This window comes from Paenibacillus sp. SER-28 (assembly GCF_052906305.1).
In genome coordinates, this window is record NZ_JBRECM010000016.1 from 15,556 (window position 1) to 35,508 (window position 19,953).

The window sequence follows — 19,953 nt, forward strand, 5'->3', positions numbered from 1 at the left end:
ATGGATCATAAAAAAACAGCCAAAGAAGTATGGAGTGCCGTGGGCGGAAATGAAAATGTGAACAGTGTCATTCACTGTGTCACTCGATTGAGATTCAAATTGAAGGATAATCAATTACCAGATAAAGAAAAGATCAAGCAGATTGACGGTGTCATTACCGTCGTGGAAAGTGGTGGCCAATTTCAGGTAGTCATCGGGAATGAGGTTCCCAAAGTATACGAAGCTCTTTTGGATACAATGGGAGTAAAGCATGGAGATCAGATGGTTGAAGAGGATCAAGAGAATGAAAAAGCGAGCCTATTCAGCCGCTTTGTCGATGTAATTTCAGGTGTGTTTATGCCCGTTGTGGGTGTGCTCGCTGCTGTGGGGATTCTAAAGGGACTATTGGCCTTATGCACATCCCTGGGCTGGATGACTGATCAGATGGGCACGTATAAAATTTTATATGCGACAGCAGACGCAATGTTTTATTTCTTTCCGGTTATTCTAGGGTTTTCGGCAGGTAAAAAATTTGGAGGAAACCCGTATCTGTCTGCCGTTTTGGGAGCAGCGATGGTGTACCCGACCATTACTTCCGCCTTTACGGATAAAACGGCGCTGTCTTTTTTGACCATACCTGTTGTTCTGATTAATTATACTTCTTCTGTTATACCTATCATTATTGGAGCGTTCTTGGCAGCTAAGGTCGAAAAAATGATAAGTAAGTATGCACCTGCTTCCATTAAAATGTTCATGGTGCCTTTTCTGACCTTGGTCATCATATCACCGCTTGTTTTTCTGGTTGTCGGACCGATAGCAACTATAGTCAGCGATGGGTTAGCCGAAGGCTCTATGTGGATTTACCAGTTAAGTCCGGCTGTAGCTGGCCTCGTTCTGGCCGGGTTCTGGCAGGGCATTATTATCTTTGGTCTGCATTGGGCATTCATTCCAATTCTCCTGAATAATGTAGTTACAAACGGGTTTGATCCGATTAACGGTATGCTCTTCTGTACGACTTTTGCGCAAACAGGTGCGGCATTTGCCATCGCTTTGAAATCACGGGACCCTAAATTAAAACCTATCGCCACTTCTGCCACAATTGCGGGTTTGATGGGGGTTACTGAACCAGCTATTTACGGGGTTACTTTACCCGCCAAAAAACCGTTTATTTTAGCCTCGATCGCTGGAGGTATAGGAGGAGCTGCTGCAGGCTTACTCGGCTCAACGGCATATGGATTTGCCTCAGGCGGCATTTTTGGTATACCTCTATTCATTAATCCAAAAGGCATGGATGCAGGCTTCATCGGCTTTATTATATCTTTGGTAGTAGCTTTTGTAGTCGCATTTATTTTGACCTATCTTTTCGGTTATAAAAATGCAAAACCTGCGTCTGAGATTAAAATTGCAGATGAAAACAAAGAAGAAGAAAAAGCGGTATTCAGTCCTCTACACGGTGAATTGATTCCTTTAACCACAGTAAAAGATGAAGCTTTTTCCAGCGGTGCGATGGGCCAGGGGGCCGCAATTATTCCGAAAGAAGGAGTAGCCTATGCACCATTTAACGGAACTGTTGTTACCGTTTTCAAAACCAAGCATGCCATCGGTCTTATTTCTGAGGATGGAGTTGAACTGCTCATTCACATTGGGATTAATACGGTCAGCTTGAAAGGAAAACATTTCACTTCCTTTATGTCTGAAGGGGATACGATTCAAAAAGGGGACAAGCTGGTTGAATTCGATCCCAAAGCTATAGGGGATGAAGGATATGATATTACCACATCCGTCATTGTAACCAATACAGCCGTGTACACGGATATTTTAGTTGAAGATCCCAAGGATATTCATGCAGGAGACCGCTTACTAAAGATTAGATAGATTACAATATTCCATAATAAAAAGGCAAGTTAAAGCTGACGATGACCCGTATATAAAAAGGGTTGTCGTCAGCTGTTTTTTAGTTACCTCACACCCAGCGTGTTCATCATCTGCCGGAAGGAGCGCACATATTTATCCGGTGCCAACAGACTAACGATTCGTTCCAGCCCTTTCCTGCGGATAGATTCGCGTTGAGGTAGGTTGTTCATCAGGTCTAGTCCTTGCAGTATCGCCTGCAAGATGTCTCCCTGCTGATAAAATTTACCGGTTTCGTTGTGGTCAATGAATGCTCGTACTCCGTCTGAATCAGAGCTTAATACCGGGCAACGACAGGCCATCGCCTCAGCAACCGCATAGCCGAAGCCCTCTACCAGCGAGGTCGATAGCAGGTAGCCGCCTGAGTCGCCAATCATGGAGTAGTACAGGGGCATTTGGGCATGAGGCACGCTTTTAAAACGCTCGATAATGGAGGACATACCAAGCTGAGCAAGCATGTTCTCGAATTGTATTTTATCCTCCGGTTGAGACAAGGTGTCATCATAAAACATCCAGATTCGAAGATCCGCTCGGTTTTGCAGCATCCAGTAAGAAATGTCGACAAAATGCCTCCAGTTCTTGTTGGGCTCCAACCGCCCAACCCAGGCAATAATCGGATTGATCGGAGGAGTGTTAGGTACATAATTAAATACGCTGGTATCCAGTACGTTTGGAAATACATAACGATTAAGCCATGGACACATGTCGGTAAATAGCTGCACCAGATGAGTTGTATTGGGCAAGAGCACCGCGTTGGCATGTCTCTGAAGATACGGAACTGCATCCGCGACCACCCAAGCAGCCTCTTCGTGAGAACCAAAGCCCTGCGATTCATAGATTAATACCCCCTGATAGCCCAACATTCGCAGTCTGGGGAGCATAGGATAATCCGATGAGACGATAATTGCATCATAGCGGTTAGTCATTACCAGCATTCGAATTTCTTCTTCAGAGGAAGTCATGAATACAGGAATATCGCCGTTCAGGTTTTGCATCCCTGTACCTTGCTGATAATAGAGAAGATGACATTCAATCCCGTCCTGCATGAGCACTTTACAGCGTTGGCGGTTCAAGGTTTCTACGCCGCCGCTCGGTATATAAAAAGTAAATAGAACTTTGATCTCAATAACCTCCTTTGCCAATCAAAAGCTCCTATACCAAGTTATTCAACTAACAGAACGGGGTGTGGGTTTCTATGGAAGCCTAGATTGAATTAGCGCATAATTATGGCTAAGGCGAGAATCGTCCGGGGAGCGCTCTGTTGCTTCTCTCGCAAATTCACAAGCTTTGTGTAAAAGGCCTAACTCGTAGCAAGCGAGGGCACCAAGATCATACAGTGTGGCGTCCCAGCAAAAATCTTCTTGCATGTACGTATCGGGTCGTGTTGAAATACGCAACGCTTCTTCAACCATATGATAGACGGCGGACCAGTTCCGTGTATGATAAGCCAGCTGAGCCATTTCCGTGTAAGGTTCACGTAAATACGGCGCTTCCGCAATAGCCCGGTATAACCAACGTGTTGCCTCCTGCCATTGTTCACTTGCTTTATAGGCTCTAGAAATAAAGCGCATCGAAGCGCTGCGTTCATCTGCCCAGCGTGCCTGCGGCATGGCAAGATGTTGTTGCAATGTAGTAATGCACTCATCCCAGCGGCCATGATACATATATTCTCGCCCCAAGTAATGCATGTTGCGGTCATCCTCGGGAAACTCGCGCACAGACTGCTCCAGCAGCGGAAGGTATTGGCTGCGGGATTTGTGCGGATCGGGATCATGATACAAGCGGAGCTGATCGGATCGAATGCTACGTTCTTCACCCTCCCCGATATATTCAAGCACCTCGTGAACCGGGCGTACCCAGCGGTAACCGTGACGAGTGTGTATTTTTTCTTTCCAGAACCATGTATAAACGGTATCTTGCCCAGGCTGTCCATGCGTAAAGGCATATAGCATCCGGGTAGTTCCTTCTTTCCAGTTACGTTCCAGCCGCGACCGCCAACCTTCCTCCCAGACTTCGTCCAGATCCGTACAGACACAAATATCTATATCGTCAGGGACCAGCCGTAGGGACTCATTGCGAGCCTTGTCAAAACGCCAAGGAGTTACCTCGATACGATGCACCTCTGCACCCGCTTCGCGTAGCAGGGAAACAGTATCGTCTGTAGAGCCGGTGTCCGCTACAATGACAACATCGGCTTCACGCATGGTGTGCATCCAGCGTTTGGCGAATCGGGCTTCATTTTTGCTAATGGCATAGACAGCTATCTTGTACCGATTCGATTGTTGCATTCCGCTTGCTCCTCCTTTGACTTACTTAAAGATTGAGGGGGAATATGGGAGACATCTCTATTGGGGAGGATCCAGGATTGAGCTGAAAAATTGCCGATTATGCAGGACATGCGGATCGTTGGGAACGTACATTGCAGCTTGTTCATTGTGCCAATTCGCACGTGTGTAATCCTTCATCCGAAAATGGCAAATGCATAGCTGGATATGAGGAAACCACGTTTGGTACGCGTCCTGTACCGGGCCCATCGTGTCGGGAGGATTCAGAGTGGTAGCCATGTCGTACCAATAAATAGCTTTGGAGATCTCGTTTTTATGCAAAAAATAATGACCTATCCGACAGCATAGATCTGCCCTGGGCGTATCGAAGGTCAAACTATGGAGAGCCGCGGTAATACTTTGCTCCAGCTTGCCAAGTTGTTGCAGACAGTCGGCCATTTTGCTACATGCACTAATCGCATCCTCTACCCAGCACTGTCCGGTATCCAGAAAATTCTGGTAAGCCTGCACGGCCTGCTCATATCTTTCATTATCTCTTAACTCGTTAGCGTAATAGTAGAGGTCACGAGGAGAGAAGGTATGACCTTGGGCGAGCAACTTCTCATAAATTCGCAGATTTCTTCCTGGAGAGACTGTATGTGTTCTGGTATGAGTTATGGCGATATCGGCATGTTGAATATTCCCGTCTACGGCGAGGTACTCATGCACGGCTCCGTGCCAACGGAATCCGGCTGACCTTCTGATCAAGCGGTTTCGGCGAAAATGTAGGGTGACATTGCCATGATCATCAAAGCCATAATGATAATTCATAGACACGGAATCGACGGTTGGTACGGCTGAGGAATCAAGGGTTTGCTTCAGCTCAAGCAGCTTGACGGCATCCTGATCCTTCAAAATATCATCGGCATCAAGCCAGAGAATGTACTCCTGCGTAGCTTGCTCAAACGAGTAGTTACGTGCAAGGGCAAAATGATCTACCCATTCAAATGGAAAAATTCGATCCGTAAAGTTGCGACATATGTCAATGGTCCGATCCTGTGAACCTGTGTCCACGATGTTGATTTCATCCACAATAGGATGGACCGATTCCAGGCAACGGCCAATCGTATTTTGGTCATTTTTGACGATCATGCACAGGCTGATACTGATCAATTGAGCATCACTCCTTTGGGAAACATCTAAGGGTTCAGGTCAAACATAAAGTTGGATTTAAAAGAGGTCTGATTTATAGAAGCCCTGCCACAATCGCGGCAGGGCAAGGATAACAAAGCTTTTAACATGCTGTGCGGCTTTGTCGATAAGGTATGGTACATCGCTTAAACATGATGTGGTAGAAAAGGAGGTTAGAGTCCGGTAGGCCCCGTAGGTCCAGTCGGCCCCGTAGGTCCGGTAGGTCCAATCGGTCCTTGTGGACCAGTGTCTCCTGTTGGTCCAATCGGGCCAGTAAATCCAAACGGTCCGGTAGGTCCAGTCGGCCCTGTAGGGCCCGTGTCGCCCGTAGGTCCGACAGGTCCAGTAGCGCCTGTGTCGCCGATAGGCCCGATAGGCCCGATAGGTCCAGCAGGTCCTGTATCACCCGTGGCGCCTGTAGGTCCGACAGGTCCGGTAGCACCTGTGTCGCCCGTAGCGCCCGTAGGCCCGACAGGTCCGGTAAATCCAAGGCCAAATGGTCCGGTCGGTCCAGTCGGCCCCGTAGGCCCGGTATCGCCAGTAGGCCCGATAGGTCCGGTAGCGCCAGTGTCGCCCGTAGCGCCAGTAGGCCCGACAGGTCCGGTAGCGCCAGTGTCGCCCGTAGCGCCCGTAGGCCCGACAGGTCCGGTAGCGCCAGTGTCCCCCGTGGCACCCGTAGGCCCGACAGGTCCAGTAACACCTGTGTCCCCCGTGGCACCCGTAGGCCCGACAGGTCCAGTAACACCTGTGTCGCCCGTGGCACCCGTAGGCCCGACAGGTCCGGTCACGCCAGTGTCGCCCGTAGCGCCCGTAGGCCCGACAGGTCCGGTCACGCCAGTGTCACCCGTAGCGCCCGTAGGCCCGACAGGTCCGGTAACACCAGTGTCGCCCGTGGCGCCCGTAGGCCCGACAGGTCCGGTAACACCTGTGTCGCCCGTGGCCCCCGTAGGCCCGACAGGTCCGGTAACACCAGTGTCGCCCGTAGCGCCCGTAGGCCCGACAGGTCCGGTAACGCCAGTGTCGCCCGTAGCGCCTGTAGCACCAGTTGGGCCGGCAGGTCCGACTGGACCCACAGCTCCAGCTGCACTTGCTTTAACAAGAGCAACGGCATCAATAGCTACATCAGCGGTGTTAGGCAAGGCATTTTTACTAATAACCAAAAAGGCATAGGCTGCGTTGGCTGGTACAGGAGCTGTTACTTCGTATAGGCTTTGCCATGTCCCATTCACAGCGTCTGGCAATGTACCTGCACTCAAATAGGTAGTTAGCCCCGTGCCAAGGAAGCCAAAGGTTGCGTCATAGTAATACAGAAAAATGTTAACTTGAGGACTGGACAGACTTCCTATTTTTGCAGCTGAAAGGCTTAACGTATAACTTTCGCCTGGTGCAGCAAAAACGACCTGGGAAAGAGATGCATCTACTGCGCCTCCTGCCAGGATCGCACTATAAAAGTTTGTCTTTTTTACAGATAAGTTAGTGACAGTCACATTGACAGAGCTCCAAAAAAGGGTGGATCCGATCTCGAAGTCGCCGTTAGAAACTAGATTGGTAAACAGTACACTCATCGCTTTTATACACTCCCTTCACACGTTGTAATGATAGTAGATGCGAATCCATACCTTAGCGAACCGTACAAGTTTCTGAGGGTAGAAGTGTAATTTTGTGTTCACATTTCAGACACATTATTTTAAGCTTCTATTTAAGTGACGTTAAGCTGGAGTTATATGTGGGGGATTATTATTAGAATTTAAAAGTGTAGCATAAGGTGCGAGGAGACCGCTCCGCGAAGGCTTTGGTCTTCCGATCGCTGTTGCCGTGGGATTTTTCTGTGATTAAATAAGACATGTAAAGGTAAAAATCCCAAGGCAAAGGCGAACGCTGGCGCTTCTCCAGCTCCAAATCCTCCGCTCCGCTGCTACCCGCTACTGATGCAACATTTTAGGTGGGGGGGAAGTAGGAGAGACCGCTCCGCGAAGGCTTTGGGCTTCCGATCGCTGTTGCCGTGGGATTTTTTTGTGATTAAGTAAGACATGTAAAGGTAAAATCCCAAGGCAAAGGCGAACGCTGGCGCTTCTCCAGCTCCAAATCCTCCGCTCCGCTGCTACCCACTACTGATGCAACATTTTAGGTGGGAGGGAAGTAGGAAGAGGCTGCTTCGCGAAGGCTTTGCTCTTCCGAACTTATTGCTATGGAATTCTTTTGATATGTGTGTGTAGTTCGAAATGATTTGTCAATACGATAAAAGAAAGGGTGGAACATGTGCTCAAAGTGCAGCAGGTGAGCAAGTGGTATGAGGGCAACCGGGGTGTACATAAGCTGGATTTTGAAATGCAGCGCGGTGAAATTGTTGGTTTCCTGGGGCCGAATGGTGCGGGTAAAACGACGACGATGCGCATGATTACAGGGTATCTTCAACCCAACGAGGGAGTGATTACGATTGATGGTATCCCGATTCAGGATAAGGGCAGACAGGCCCGTTCCAAAATCGGTTATCTGCCGGAGACTCCCCCTTTGTATGAGGATATGTCCGTAAGATCCTATTTGAAGTTTGTAGCTAGTATTCGTGACGTGCCTGTGAGAGAGCAGAAGCTGCGTATTTCGGAGATGATTTCCAGGCTAGGACTGAATGGGCGGGAAAAACAATTAGTCCGCAGTTTGTCCAAAGGGTATAAACAGCGCTTGGGACTGGCAGGTGCGATTATTCATAACCCGGATTTACTGGTGCTGGATGAACCGACTTCGGGTTTGGACCCCAATCAGATTTTGGAGATTCGTCAGCTCATTCAGGAGATTGGCGAAAATCATACGGTATTGCTAAGTACGCATATATTGCCTGAGGTGGATGCGTTATGCAATCGTGTTCTCATCATCCATGAAGGGAAACTGGTCATGGATGGGCGCCCTGACGCGCTCGGCGGTTCGATGGAAGATGGATTCAAGGTGAAGGTGGAGGTCAGAGGGAAGCGTGAGCAGGTGCTGGATGTCCTGCGTACTTGGGGAAAAGTAGAGGTTGAATCTATGGCGGCCACGCAGCCTCCAGCGAACACGAAGCTGACTGCCGCAGAGCCAGATATGACCGGATTGCTACTCACAGGAGCCTCCGGTGAGGATTTTCGCGAAGAACTATTTTATGTGCTGTCTGATGCGAAGCTTCCGATTTTGGAGATGAAAAAAGAAAGTCTTAGCTTGGAAAATATCTTCCAGCAGTTAACGACCCGCGAGACGGAAGAAGGTCAGGTCAGCGATCCAGCAGTACAAGACCTACATTCCTCGGAGAATGCAGCCCCTACGGCTATCACGGTGGAGCATGGAGATGCTGCGTCCGGCGACGATAAGGCTGAAGAAGATAAGGATACAGGAGGTAATCGGTCATGAGGCGTTTGTTCGCGGTCTGTCAAAAAGAGCTGCAAGCCTATCTGTGGACACCAACGACCTATTTTGCGCTTGCAGTGTACATGCTGCTGACGGGGTTACTTTTTTATACAAATTTTGTTATGTATCAGCCTAGCATTTTGGACTATCGGCTGGTACTCGGTGACACCTTGTCCATGCTGGTGTTCGTCGTCCCATTACTTACGATGAGGCTGGTTGCGGAGGAATTCAGGCAAGGTACGGATGAACTGCTGCTTACCTCACCTGTGAGTGTGACGGAAATGATCGTGGGTAAATTTTTGGCGTCGCTGGGCATGTTGCTCATATTAGTGCTGTGCAGTCTAGCGTATCCGGTCGTGATGTCCTTTTATGGGTCGCTGGATTGGACACTGGTATTTACATCTGTGATCGGTCTATTTATGCTTGGCGCAGCCATGATGGCGATCGGCTTATTCGCTTCGACGCTTTCACAGCATCAGATGATGTCAGCGGTCGTCGGTTTTATTATTTTACTTGTGTTCTGGATGCTGGATTCGTTTGGTGGACAGACGGGTGCATCTACGGCGGTACAGCAATGGCTGGAACCTTTTTCACTAACCGCACGGTTTGACAGTTTCACCAAAGGATTGCTGAATGGAGCCGATGTGATGTACTACGTGACGGTGGCGGTGCTCTTTTTGCTATTCAGCATCCAGGTGGTTGAACGGAAACGGTGGAGGTAATGAATATGAAAAAATGGTTGGGTCATACCAATAGTGTGGTACTATCAGTTGCTGCTGTAGGTATTTTTATTTTATTGACGCTATTTCTGCGGTCTTTGGGTGGCTTTCAACTGGATCTGACGGCAGGCAAGCAGTATACGCTGTCTGACCAAACGTTGACGACCATCCAAGGTGTAAAGGAAGACGTACGGCTCATTGCTTTTACCGTATCTACTTCACAAAATCAGAAGCTGAACCGGGATGTTACGGACATGCTGAATGAATATGCCAAGCGTAACAACAAGCTTAAGGTCGAACAATACGATCTGAATCAGGAACCGATACTGGCCAAGCAATATGGTGTTACTTCAGCATCTATTGTGTTGGTGCAGGGGGAGAAGAAGCGGGTTATAGATATTGGGAGTCTATTTACGCAAGCTCAGGGGAGTGGTGAAGGAGCATACCAATTTACCGGGGAAGAAAAGCTGACTAGTGGACTGCTGGGATTATCATCTACCCGTCAAGGGAAAGTGGTCTTTCTAACTGGACATGAGGAAATCCCATTGTCCCAAATGACTGAATTAAGCAGCTCACTGTCACAAGATAATGTGAAAACAGAGGAAGTTCAGCTTAATCAGGCGGGTAGCGTGCCCAAAGATGCGTCTGTATTGGCTATTGTCGGACCAGAACGTGATATCAGTGCAACGGAACTGAAGAGTATTCGTACGTATCTGAATGATGGAGGAAAGCTTTTTATGGCACTAGGCTTTCACCCGAACATGGGGTCCGATTGGAAAAACCTTGATGCATTAGCAGCTGATTATGGAGTGAAGGACACTCATGCCATCGTGGTGGATCAGGAACAGACGAATACACTTGGACCTCTATGGACGGTTCCTACCTTCGGCAGTCATGCGATCACCGATAAGTTGGCGGCTTCCAATCTGTACCCGGTTCTTTCACTGTCTATTGCTTTGCAGGCAGGAGAGCAGAAGGATTGGAAGACGACGCTTTTGATGAAATCTTCTGCAGCCAGCTATGGTGAAACGAATATCCAAGGACTGCTGAACAACGAAACGCAGAAGGATGACAAGGACCCGCAGGGGCCGCTGAATCTCGGTTATGCGGTAGAAGGGAAAGACGGCAAGCCCAAAGCCGTTATTCTCGGAACGTCGGCCCTCTTAAGCGACACTGAGATCAGCACAGGAGGCAATCGAGACTTTGTGCTGAACAGTCTGAATTATGTGCAGGAACACTCTGATGGGCTCACCATTCGTCCTCGTCAGGAGCAGGATTATAAGGTAGCTTACTTGACTCCTGCACAAGCGAAAACGATATTGACCATATCTGTCATCGGATTGCCGTTGCTGTTCGCGGTCATCGGAATCTTATTATGGTGGAGGCGAAGAAGAGCATGAGAAAATGGATACCCACAGTGCTACTGTTAGTTGTATTGGGAGCGGGTATAATCTATGCAAAGAGCCAAAACTTCTTTCGTGAACAAGCGCCGGCGGCTCGCCAGCTGGTTCAGCTTACGCAAGGGGATATTACGTCTTTCGCGATCACTGGAAAGGACGGCAAGTCGGTGGAACTTGAACAACATGATGGTCAATGGAGTATGAGCAAGCCACGGACTTACCCATTAAACCAATATACAATAGACAATTGGCTAGCGGCGATTCAAAATGTAAAGTTGGGTGAAGTGGTGGAATCTTCTCCTACAGACGTAGCCAAATATGGGATCAGCGCTACCAATGATCAGATTGAGATTAAGACCAAGAAGGGTGACGTTCGTACCTTTGCCTTCGGTGAAACGTTGCCTTCCGGAGATGCTGTTTATGTATTATCAGACAAAAAAGAGATAGCTTCTGTACCTATAGATACACTTTCAGGGTTGTTGCTGGGTGCTGATGATTTTATAGATACAACGCCGTTCGATTGGGACGATACCAAGCTGAGCGGAATAGAGTGGGAAGGCCAAAATGCTTCATGGATGCTCAAATCCTCCGGTAACAGCGGAACCGGAGACAGTGCTTCCACATCTTGGACGCTGAACGGAAAGTCAGTAGCCAGTGACACGGCGACTTCCCTCTCACAGCAAATCAAAAACCTGGCCAGCAGTCAGGCCTTGCGCAAAGCCTCTGAGCTGAACAAGCCTGTTCACCGCTTTACGCTGAGCATATCGCTGGGTAAGGATGATTCCCAGCTGGTTTATCAGGGCTGGACGCTTAACGATGATCCAGATACCGTATGGATTGTACCGCCACAAAGTAACTGGGCTTATGGTCTGTCAGTATCTGACGTGAACCGTGCTGAACAGAATGGACACGACCAAGCTCAGACTGGAAAATAATCATTAGAATTAAATTAACGCACAAAGAGGCTCCAACGGCGGATGATCGTCGTCTGGAGCTTCTTTGTGTTCGTTACTCGTCAGGTTTGCTGCTTTTGGAAGAAGAATTGTTAGTGTCGTTTAATTCTTGGATAACCTGAATCAGCTCATGAAGTGAGAGATCCAGCTTGTCCAGCTTTTCCTCCATCGTGTGCAGGATGTGCCGCAACAAAATAAAACAAAGTCCAGCCGGAAAGCCTACGTTGGTAATCAGAGAAAGAGCATCATCCATTTGCAATGTATTCCCTCCTTTTTAGCCATATATAAAGGAAGGTAAATTAAAAGAACCATATACAACTGATTGTAAAAATAGTATAATAAATAAGAACAAGTGTTCTGATTTTGGTTGTAAAATAGGTTTGAAAATTACCCTATAGTATGAGGATTAGAAAAAGTCAAATCCAAAGAGAAAGGGTGATTTACAATGGATCAGTCTCAGCTAACATTGGTAGAACAATATCGAAAGAAGCTGTACCGCATTGCCTGGAGAATCCAGTATCGTGCTCGGGTACAAACCAATCATGAATTTGTAATGGAAAAGAACGAATCCGTCAGCGCCCCATCTTTTACAGAATCTTCAAACTCTAATATGTACACATTACAGCTTATCAACTCTCTATCTTCTGAGATCGGAAAAATGATCATCTTTGACCTTTACATACTAGACAAAACCGAAGCACAGATTGCAAAAGAGTTAAAGCTATCCCAACAGGCGGTGAATAAATGGAAAAAGAAAATGCTCAAAGAGTTATTTCGGATGCTGAGTTCGTCCAATTGCTAAAATTAGTACGAAGTGGAGATCAGGAGGCCATGTATAGGATACTTCAATTGTTCGAGGAAGACATTCAAAAGACCAGTCGGTATATTCGTATGTCCCGTGAAGATGCTGTCCAAAGCATTGTGACTGATTTTATAGAAGAACTGCGACAAGAGTTAAAGACAGTAAAAAGTGGACAATGGATATAGCCTTGGCTATCCTTATCCGTAGGTTTACTTATTTAACGGAGGGCTTATAAGTTTATGAGTGATAACAGGGCTTCTTTTGAGAAAAGTATGAAGATGTACCCAGTCAACAGTATTCGTTCCAATGTCATCATTCTTGTTTTATTACTGTTAGATCTGTTTCTGGTTATCCCCTTAGTGGGAAATCCATACATTGCAGTTTACGTTTATGTACTGTTGCCACCGATTGTTATGATAAACATTTGGGCTCTAGTACTGGTCATCATGCCACGCAAATTGCAGTTGAATTACATTTTATTCCGTGGTGTATTTGGTTTGATTTGTTCTATAGGCTTCATGATCATGACACAAAAGTTTGCTTATGGCATGTTGGGTCTGGATACTTCATGGTATTTTATAGGTTCCTTTGCCCTTTATGGAGTCGCCTTGTATTCCTTTATAAAATATAATTTGGCGAAATTCAAAGATCCTTCAGAACATAAGAAGAAACCAAAAGTTAAGGAAAAAAACAAGAGAGCGCCTGTAGTGACGATCACCACATTTACTGGGGCTGGTTATCTGATAGCTAATGTTTCCCTCGGATTTGCTACACAACAATTAGTTGCCACAGTATTGATCAGTGTATACTCCATGCTGGCATTTGTTCTTTTCCATTTTATTATGGATTTACACCGCTACTATTGGCTTCATAAGCTGAGGAATCAGAATCAAACAACCGATTGAACACAAGAATGGGATTACAAAGTATTACCACTATCAAGAAGTTTTGTAATGAATAATAGCCTGCAAACGCCCCATATATGTAGGGGTTCGCAGGCTTTTTAGGTTGTAGATTTATTTAGTCAACATACTTATTGCCGTCAGCATCAATATAGATGGATTGAACAGCTGTGCGCCGGTACGGATAACCTGCCTCTGTGGTGCCGCTAATTTCATAGGTTACAGAATAGATGCCGGGCTTGTCCGCTTTGGATAGCTCTATTTGCCCGGTAGGGTTCACGGTTTTTTGCTGTACCGTCAAACCTTTGGAGGCAGAAGTGACTCCTTGCTGCGGATCACCATAATATTGAACATGGTAGGTGACTTGTGTAACGCTGTCCGGGGAATCCTGTGGTTTCAGGTTTAGCTTCGGGCCCACTGCATTCAGATTGTATTTCAGCTCAGGAACTTGAACAGCCTGGTAACGTGCAATCAGAAGATATGCTCCTTGATCAGGAACCGTGACGTTCAGTTTATAGGTGCCCGGTTTTGGATTTTGAATGACGGCGTTATGATGCCAGGCACCAGCAAAAATATCGTCATCATAGCCTGCTTTCAGATTAATAATTTCACTGGTACCGTCAGGCTTGGTTAGTTCCAGCTTACTCACACGTTTATCGCTGATCCAGTCCAGATCAATGGATTTGACACCATTTTCAACAGTGAGGGTTTCTGAGGCTTTTCCATTATAATCGCCGCCTCGGATAAAGTATGAATTATCGATCTCGTTATAGGTGGATTGTACAGCAGAAGCAGTCAGGGAAGATGCTGAAAGTGCTTCAGTTTCCCGATTCAATGCTGGAGTGTTCGCTTGGAGGTAGGGTTGAATCAGGGAGAAGACGTAAGAACCGGTACGAACCTTGGCATGATCCCAAGATCCGATTTTAACTACACGTCCGCCGGGGAGCTTAGAGTTGTCGACTGTGACCACCCCATCATTTTTACCAAAGGTTGAGAGGTAAAGTCCGCCGAGTATGTAGGAAGCAGTGCCGTCAGACCAGTTATCACCAGCAAACGTGAAGAATGGAATTGTAGTTGCGTTGCTGAGTGCATCGGTCTTGGATCGGAAATACTTCATATAAGATGTTTGTAAAGTGGAGGTACCGGGATTTTGTGAGCCAACGATGTCTGCCAGCCATCCGGCCCAGCTGCTGTAGGCGAGATCTGCAAGTTGTGAGCCATGATGGGGACTGCTGAGGGTGATGACACGTTGAACATAAGGAGCAGCTCCGTTATATACGAGAGCGGTTTGAGTATCCACTCCACCTTTGCTGTGGGCGATGACAATGAGCTTTTTTCCAAAGTGATTACTGATGACCTTGATTTTGTCGGCTAAAAGCTTACCATTGTCCCACATATCCTGGGATGTACCATTTGTATCGTACAGATTAATGGTGGCCGTCTGGTATCCGGCGTCACGTGCGCGATGAAGCATGTCGTTATTATTTTTGGTCCAGACTTCAGCGCTACTGTTCAAACCATGTACGAATAATAATGCAGGTTTGGCAGGATCAACGCGATTAGGTGGTGGGCCTTCTGCCCAACTTCCGGCGGGATCTTTCGGGGGTTGGGGGGTAGTGGAGCCTGCAAAAGCGCCGACGGGTACAAGAGTAACGGATAACATAAAAATGAGCATCAAAACAGTGATCTTTTTCAAATTGAAAATCCTCCTTTGTAAAATAAAGTATTTTTCAAGCTTATTATACATGCCATCTTGTGGTAAATCATCAATTGTATTTCATATTTACATTAAAATTTTATTTTTTTAGTCATTTTTTAGTCAGGATATCCCTATGATTCATAGCGCATGATAATCTCGTCACACATTTTATAATGTATGGAGGATGAGTTCATGCCAGGAACTAAGAAGGTCATCAGTTTTACGATTTCTGCTGCTTTACTCGCCAGTATGGCTGCTTTGACCGGGTGCGGAAATGCCGATCATAACGTTCGTACGAACAGTACACGCTATAACGCGCAAAGCACACATCATATGGATGGTGTGAACCGTAATGGTATGGATGGTGTGAATCGTTATGGGGTTAAGTCCAATGGTATGGACGGGATGTCATTGAATGAAAATGGCAACCGAACCGGACATCCAGTCCGTAATCTGCAAGTCGATCGCAGTTTGTCCAAACGTATATCTGAGATGCCGGATGTAAAGTCTGCGACAGTGCTGGTCGGTGAACGACATGCCTATGTAGCCGTTTCCTTGAAAGACCAAGCCAACGAAACAGGTGTCGGTGCTCCAAGTATTGACGGTACTCCAGGTGCTAATAGTATTGGACGTAACGGTAATGTACCGAGTGTGAATGGCGTTAATGGCACTAGAGGAAACCGTACTACAGATACTACGACGCCTGGAATGACAGACAATGGAGTTGCCGGAAATGGAGTTACCGGGAATGGAACGCCAGCGCGTCGTGATGACGGTTTATTCGGTACGATGGGTACAGGCTCGTACGGTATGTTGCGTGGCTTGACGGACAACAATCGCGGAGATAACGGAAACACCACAATCGAGGGAGCAAGAACTGCATATGAACCAAGTGATGCAGTCAAGAGCCGTATCGCGAATAAAGTTAAGCAATTTGCACCTTCGATTGAACAGGTACATGTATCCGCTAACCCGGATTTTGTCAAACAAGCCACTGACTTTACACACAGTGTGCAAAATGGTCATCCGATTAGAGGCTTGAGCAATGAAATGGTGGATGTGATTGAACGTGTATTCCCGACCTCGGCGGCTGATACAAACCGTCCAATGGAAAATACAGCACCCACACGTCCACAAAATCATACGCCCGCGCCGATGAATCATCGCTAATTCAAACCCTATAAGTGTGTGCAATGCCAAAGAAAGAGCTATCCATCTCAGCGAATACGCTGGTGGATAGCTCTTTAGTTTTGGGGAATGATAACTATAACTGAATTATTTGCGCAATCCTTTAATCCATACGCCTTGCAGCTTTAAGTCTCCATCCAGTAACAGGATATCTGCTTGTTTACCTGCTTCAAGCGAACCTGTACGATCAGCAATGTGCAAGGATCGAGCCGGATTCAGGCTGGCCATTTGTGATGCCGCGGGAATACTCATACCCACATGTTGAACCAAATAGCGGAAGCCTTCAATCATCGTTAGTGTGCTTCCTGCCAAAGTGACCCCATCCTCCAGTCGTGCTACACCGCCCTGCACGATCACCGGCAAATCGCCGAGCGTATATTTCCCGTCTTCCAGACCAGTAGCAGACATGGCATCTGTGATGAGAATGAGATTATGATCCTGCTTTAACCTAGCGAGCAGGGAAATGGCGGCGGGATGCACATGAATGCCGTCCGCGATGATTTCTGCTTCAATGCGCGGATCAGCAAGTACGGCTCCGGCGGCTCCCGGCTTGCGATGATGCAGCGGAGTCATAGCATTAAACGCATGCACCGCATGGTTCAGTCCCGCCGTCGCTGCCTGTTCAACCTCTTCATACGTAGCATCTGTATGACCGAGAGCCGCGGTAATGCCATGGCTGCAAAGCCATGCAATCAGTTCCAGCGCTCCTTCCCGTTCGGGCGCAAGCGTGAGCTGGCGAACAAGGCCTGGATAGCGTTGCTCCCATTCTGCCACCCATGAGAGATTCGGTGGCACGATATGTTCCGGGTTTTGCGCTCCCGGCCAGTTCGGACTGATGAACGGCCCTTCTAGATGTACGCCCTCCAACTGAGCATAGGGCATAGGTAGTGCCATATAAGCGTGAACTTCACTCAATACTCGGTCAATCTGTTCCTTGGGCGCGGTCATGGTGGTAGCCAGCATGGCCGTCGTTCCTTGTGAACCGTGAAAGGAGGTGATCGTATCCAGCACCTTTGGACTGGAGTCCATAAAGTCCTCACCGTTACCGCCGTGAACATGAATATCAATAAAGCCTGGTAGCAGATAGCCTCCTTCCAGACGCACAATTTTTACCGCTCTCGCTGCACTTTCTTCCTGATTTGCCAAGACTACCGATGTCCAATCGGCGGGCAAATTTCCCTCGGAACCAGCATAAACAATGGACTGCCCCTCAATGACGACAACCCCTTTTTCAATGATGTCATTTCCAACGACAACTTGCCCATACAGTAGCTGGGGTACGTTACCACTCATTTCATCTGACTTCAATTGAACCATCCTCCCGCTTTCTGATCCAGTAAAATAAGTACGTTGGGGTGACATTGCAGCAAAGAAGCCGGACACTCAGTCGTGACAGGTCCAGTTAAAGCCTGCTTTATAATGTCGGCCTTATCCGCACCAAAAGCCACCAGTATAATTTGCTTCGCCTTAAGAATCGTGCCTACCCCCATCGTAACTGCTTGCCTGGGTACAGCATCTATTTCGCCAAAAAATCGAGCATTCGCCGAGCGCGTACTTTCTTTCAAATCTACAACATGTGTGGCTCCAGCCAAGCTGTGACCGGGTTCGTTAAAGCCGATATGCCCATTATGACCAATGCCAAGCAACTGCAGATCCACGGGGCCATGATCCAGAATAGCCTGCTCGTGCGCTGCACATTCTGCTGCCAGATCTACTGCATTCCCGTCAGGAACATGTGTATGGGATATGGGAATGTCGATATGCTGGAACAAGTGCTCATTCATAAAGCTTCGATAGCTCTGCGGATGTTCTGGGGGAAGACCAACATATTCATCAAGATTCACGGAATAGGCGCGTGCAAAACTGACCTGTTCCTTGCGGTACATATCTGCAAGATGTTGGTAAATGCCAATCGGCGTACTACCGGTGGCCAGGCCAAGCATGGCCTGTGGTTTGGATAGCAGCAAGCTAGCGATCACAGCGGCGGCAGTAGCGTTCAGGTCTTCACGGCTGTTCAAAATGCGTATGTTCATCTTAGTGACCCCCTGGTTGTTTTTTGAGCTTGCTCACTTGTTGATATGAACCTTCCAATCTTGGAATATATTTGTCAAAATCCGCGCTCACCATACCTGTAAACAGAATATCTATAATATGAAGCTGGGCGATGCGAGAGGCCATATCCCCACGTCGCATTCCTTCCTCCAATGAAGAGGAAAATAGCGCAATATCCGCAAGGCCTGCCAGCGTATTGTTTCCGAAGGAGGTTAGGGATAGTGTCTTGGCCCCCTGTTCCTTTGCACAGCGTAGAGCCGCAATGGTCTCCTGAGTTTCCCCTGAATAAGAGACGGCAAAGGCGACATCTTCCGCTCCGAGCGAGGAGGCAGAGGTGATCTGCATATGGGAATCTGCAAAGGCAGTGCTGTTCTTGCCAATACGGATGAGCTTCTGGTAAAAATCCTGGGCCACAATCGACGATGTCGCCATGCCATAAAGATCAATGCGGCTCGTGGCTGACAGCCATGCAATGGCCTGCTCCAGCTTGTCGAAATCCAGCAGTCGGGTCGTGTCTGCAATGGATGCGGTATGGTTCGCCTGAATAGCCTGCACGATTCGGGAAAGTGAATTTCCGGCGACAATATCCTGATAGGATTCTTCACCATTACGGTTGGAATGAGACAACTCGGCGGCCAGCTTCATTTTGAAATCGGGATAGCCTTTAAAATGTAGTGATTTGCAAAACCGCGTAACGGTCGCCGCACTTACACCACAACGCTCTGACAGCTCCCGAATACCCAGATGCAACACATCTTCCGGGGATTGCAGGATGGATTCCGCTAGCTTGCGCTCCTGTACGGGCAGCTGCTCCAGTCTATGGACTAATGTATGAAGAATGGGGGACATGAGCTGTGCTCCTTTGGCTGTAGAGTGTTTGTATGAAAATAAGTATCGTAAATAAGGATAATATAAAGAAAAACATTTTCATGTGTATTGTAAAATAACTCTGCTGCTCATGCAAGAGATGTGAGAAGAATTTTTATTAGATTTTGCGAAAAAATAGCCAGCGAAAATTGTAGAAGTTATCATACATTAATTTACATATTGCGAGTTTTACTTACAAAACAACCTATTGACTTGTCTCTTCATTGGAGGAGTATAATTGAATAAAGTTCCAGTGGAGGAATTTTTCTAGGAGCTTTCTTTGCAGAGGGCATCGTTGGGTGGAACGAACAGAATCTCATTCACAAGGAGGAGTTTGCTATGCAAAGCCAAGTGATTGAAATGATCAGCGCGGTTAAGGAAGATCCTCAACTGGTCGCTAAGCTGGATGGACATTCGGACATTATTCATGATGCGGGACTGGATTCGTTGCAGTTGGTTCATTTCATGCTGCAAGTGGAGGATGCGTTTGATGTGGAGATTGATTTTGATTCCTTTGAGCTAGAGCATTTGAGCTCGGTAGATGCGTTTTGCAGCTACATTCAGGGGATCAGCGATGCGGAACAAGCGCCGCATCTGGAGGGAATGGAGACGGTCTGACGTACAGCTAGGTACATGTGCCTGAAAATCCATTAA

18 protein-coding genes and 1 pseudogene are annotated in these 19,953 nt (G+C 47.4%); 10 read left to right on the forward strand and 9 right to left on the reverse strand.

Annotated features, from left to right (window positions below):
* Entirely contained in the window at nucleotides 1–1,854 is a 1,854-nt protein-coding gene (locus ACUYLD_RS23835; RefSeq protein ID WP_446676159.1) for a beta-glucoside-specific PTS transporter subunit IIABC, read from the forward strand.
* 83 nt (nucleotides 1,855–1,937) lie between these two features.
* On the opposite strand, the gene ACUYLD_RS23840 is transcribed toward ACUYLD_RS23835, so the two are convergent.
* The 4 genes and pseudogenes from ACUYLD_RS23840 to ACUYLD_RS23855 all read right to left on the reverse strand — a co-directional run.
* Nucleotides 1,938–3,032 carry a glycosyltransferase family 4 protein gene (locus tag ACUYLD_RS23840; protein ID WP_446676134.1) on the reverse strand — a complete coding sequence of 365 codons (1,095 nt, stop codon included), beginning with the start codon at nucleotides 3,030–3,032 and terminating at the stop codon, nucleotides 1,938–1,940.
* Nucleotides 3,033–3,083: 51 nt separating this feature from the next.
* Nucleotides 3,084–4,178 carry a tetratricopeptide repeat-containing glycosyltransferase gene (locus ACUYLD_RS23845; protein WP_342418794.1) on the reverse strand — a complete coding sequence of 365 codons (1,095 nt, stop codon included), beginning with the start codon at nucleotides 4,176–4,178 and terminating at the stop codon, nucleotides 3,084–3,086.
* Between the two features lie 57 nt (nucleotides 4,179–4,235).
* On the reverse strand, nucleotides 4,236–5,327 hold the full coding sequence (locus tag ACUYLD_RS23850; RefSeq protein ID WP_446676135.1) for a glycosyltransferase: 1,092 nt from the start codon (nucleotides 5,325–5,327) through the stop codon (nucleotides 4,236–4,238).
* Between the two features lie 197 nt (nucleotides 5,328–5,524).
* Nucleotides 5,525–6,910 (reverse strand): annotated as a pseudogene (locus tag ACUYLD_RS23855) (NTTRR-F1 domain); the annotation flags it as partial.
* 694 nt (nucleotides 6,911–7,604) lie between these two features.
* On the opposite strand from ACUYLD_RS23855, the gene ACUYLD_RS23860 reads away from it, so the two are divergent.
* From ACUYLD_RS23860 to ACUYLD_RS23875, 4 genes are read left to right on the forward strand one after another with little or no spacing between them, the layout of a single operon-like run.
* Entirely contained in the window at nucleotides 7,605–8,720 is a 1,116-nt protein-coding gene (locus ACUYLD_RS23860; RefSeq protein WP_322173066.1) for an ABC transporter ATP-binding protein, read from the forward strand.
* Nucleotides 8,717–9,439 (forward strand): ABC transporter permease, encoded by a 723-nt coding sequence (locus ACUYLD_RS23865; protein ID WP_165179145.1) that lies wholly within the window; start codon nucleotides 8,717–8,719, stop codon nucleotides 9,437–9,439. The genes ACUYLD_RS23860 and ACUYLD_RS23865 overlap by 4 nt, the downstream gene beginning before the upstream one ends.
* A gap of 5 nt (nucleotides 9,440–9,444) precedes the next feature.
* Nucleotides 9,445–10,836, forward strand: a complete 1,392-nt coding sequence (locus ACUYLD_RS23870) for a GldG family protein (RefSeq protein WP_254350195.1) — start codon at nucleotides 9,445–9,447, stop codon at nucleotides 10,834–10,836.
* The gene (locus tag ACUYLD_RS23875) at nucleotides 10,833–11,771 is read left to right on the forward strand and encodes a DUF4340 domain-containing protein (protein WP_322173063.1); all 939 of its coding nucleotides are present in this window, start codon (nucleotides 10,833–10,835) and stop codon (nucleotides 11,769–11,771) included. The genes ACUYLD_RS23870 and ACUYLD_RS23875 overlap by 4 nt, the downstream gene beginning before the upstream one ends.
* A 73-nt stretch (nucleotides 11,772–11,844) precedes the next feature.
* Here the strand turns inward: ACUYLD_RS23875 and ACUYLD_RS23880 are convergent, their stop codons facing one another.
* A complete protein-coding gene (locus tag ACUYLD_RS23880) occupies nucleotides 11,845–12,048 on the reverse strand; it encodes a hypothetical protein (RefSeq protein WP_322173061.1) in 204 nt (67 codons plus the stop codon).
* Between the two features lie 186 nt (nucleotides 12,049–12,234).
* Here ACUYLD_RS23880 and ACUYLD_RS23885 point away from each other — a divergent pair, with 186 nt between their 5' ends.
* The 3 genes from ACUYLD_RS23885 to ACUYLD_RS23895 are packed head-to-tail and all read left to right on the forward strand — an operon-like array spanning nucleotide 12,235 to nucleotide 13,496.
* A complete protein-coding gene (locus tag ACUYLD_RS23885; protein WP_322173059.1) occupies nucleotides 12,235–12,591 on the forward strand; it encodes a sigma-70 family RNA polymerase sigma factor in 357 nt (118 codons plus the stop codon).
* Nucleotides 12,534–12,776: a helix-turn-helix domain-containing protein gene (locus tag ACUYLD_RS23890; protein WP_081330688.1), complete on the forward strand. Its 243-nt coding sequence runs from the start codon at nucleotides 12,534–12,536 to the stop codon at nucleotides 12,774–12,776. Before ACUYLD_RS23885 ends, ACUYLD_RS23890 begins: the two co-directional genes overlap by 58 nt.
* Before the next feature lie 54 nt (nucleotides 12,777–12,830).
* A complete protein-coding gene (locus tag ACUYLD_RS23895; protein WP_250260517.1) occupies nucleotides 12,831–13,496 on the forward strand; it encodes a hypothetical protein in 666 nt (221 codons plus the stop codon).
* A 115-nt stretch (nucleotides 13,497–13,611) separates the two neighbouring features.
* Here ACUYLD_RS23895 and ACUYLD_RS23900 read toward each other — a convergent pair whose 3' ends face one another.
* Entirely contained in the window at nucleotides 13,612–15,189 is a 1,578-nt protein-coding gene (locus ACUYLD_RS23900; protein WP_446676136.1) for an esterase/lipase family protein, read from the reverse strand.
* 195 nt (nucleotides 15,190–15,384) lie between these two features.
* On the opposite strand from ACUYLD_RS23900, the gene ACUYLD_RS23905 reads away from it, so the two are divergent.
* The gene (locus ACUYLD_RS23905) at nucleotides 15,385–16,362 is read left to right on the forward strand and encodes a YhcN/YlaJ family sporulation lipoprotein (RefSeq protein ID WP_250266567.1); all 978 of its coding nucleotides are present in this window, start codon (nucleotides 15,385–15,387) and stop codon (nucleotides 16,360–16,362) included.
* A 105-nt stretch (nucleotides 16,363–16,467) separates the two neighbouring features.
* Here ACUYLD_RS23905 and nagA read toward each other — a convergent pair whose 3' ends face one another.
* Genes nagA through ACUYLD_RS23920 form a run of 3 tightly spaced genes read right to left on the reverse strand, consistent with a single transcriptional unit; the run spans nucleotide 16,468 to nucleotide 19,281 of the window.
* Nucleotides 16,468–17,688, reverse strand: a complete 1,221-nt coding sequence (gene nagA, locus ACUYLD_RS23910) for an N-acetylglucosamine-6-phosphate deacetylase (protein WP_254329181.1) — start codon at nucleotides 17,686–17,688, stop codon at nucleotides 16,468–16,470.
* Nucleotides 17,685–18,413 (reverse strand): glucosamine-6-phosphate deaminase, encoded by a 729-nt coding sequence (nagB, locus tag ACUYLD_RS23915; RefSeq protein WP_446676137.1) that lies wholly within the window; start codon nucleotides 18,411–18,413, stop codon nucleotides 17,685–17,687. The genes nagA and nagB overlap by 4 nt, the downstream gene beginning before the upstream one ends.
* A 1-nt stretch (nucleotide 18,414) precedes the next feature.
* Complete coding sequence (locus ACUYLD_RS23920; protein WP_446676138.1) at nucleotides 18,415–19,281, reverse strand: MurR/RpiR family transcriptional regulator; 867 nt, start codon at nucleotides 19,279–19,281, stop codon at nucleotides 18,415–18,417.
* A gap of 357 nt (nucleotides 19,282–19,638) precedes the next feature.
* Between ACUYLD_RS23920 and ACUYLD_RS23925 the strand changes: the two genes are divergently transcribed.
* Nucleotides 19,639–19,917 carry an acyl carrier protein gene (locus ACUYLD_RS23925; RefSeq protein WP_446676139.1) on the forward strand — a complete coding sequence of 93 codons (279 nt, stop codon included), beginning with the start codon at nucleotides 19,639–19,641 and terminating at the stop codon, nucleotides 19,915–19,917.
* The last annotated feature ends 36 nt before the right edge of the window (nucleotides 19,918–19,953 follow it).

Coding starts and splice junctions, on each gene's coding strand:
- ACUYLD_RS23835 (WP_446676159.1), top strand. CDS start 1: ATGGATCATAAAAAAACAGCCAAAGAAGTATGGAGTGCCGTGGGCGGA.
- ACUYLD_RS23920 (WP_446676138.1), bottom strand. CDS start 19,281: ATGTCCCCCATTCTTCATACATTAGTCCATAGACTGGAGCAGCTGCCC.
- nagB (WP_446676137.1), bottom strand. CDS start 18,413: ATGAACATACGCATTTTGAACAGCCGTGAAGACCTGAACGCTACTGCC.
- ACUYLD_RS23865 (WP_165179145.1), top strand. CDS start 8,717: ATGAGGCGTTTGTTCGCGGTCTGTCAAAAAGAGCTGCAAGCCTATCTG.
- ACUYLD_RS23870 (WP_254350195.1), top strand. CDS start 9,445: ATGAAAAAATGGTTGGGTCATACCAATAGTGTGGTACTATCAGTTGCT.
- ACUYLD_RS23895 (WP_250260517.1), top strand. CDS start 12,831: ATGAGTGATAACAGGGCTTCTTTTGAGAAAAGTATGAAGATGTACCCA.
- ACUYLD_RS23905 (WP_250266567.1), top strand. CDS start 15,385: ATGCCAGGAACTAAGAAGGTCATCAGTTTTACGATTTCTGCTGCTTTA.
- ACUYLD_RS23875 (WP_322173063.1), top strand. CDS start 10,833: ATGAGAAAATGGATACCCACAGTGCTACTGTTAGTTGTATTGGGAGCG.
- ACUYLD_RS23925 (WP_446676139.1), top strand. CDS start 19,639: ATGCAAAGCCAAGTGATTGAAATGATCAGCGCGGTTAAGGAAGATCCT.
- ACUYLD_RS23845 (WP_342418794.1), bottom strand. CDS start 4,178: ATGCAACAATCGAATCGGTACAAGATAGCTGTCTATGCCATTAGCAAA.
- ACUYLD_RS23890 (WP_081330688.1), top strand. CDS start 12,534: ATGGAAAAAGAAAATGCTCAAAGAGTTATTTCGGATGCTGAGTTCGTC.
- ACUYLD_RS23885 (WP_322173059.1), top strand. CDS start 12,235: ATGGATCAGTCTCAGCTAACATTGGTAGAACAATATCGAAAGAAGCTG.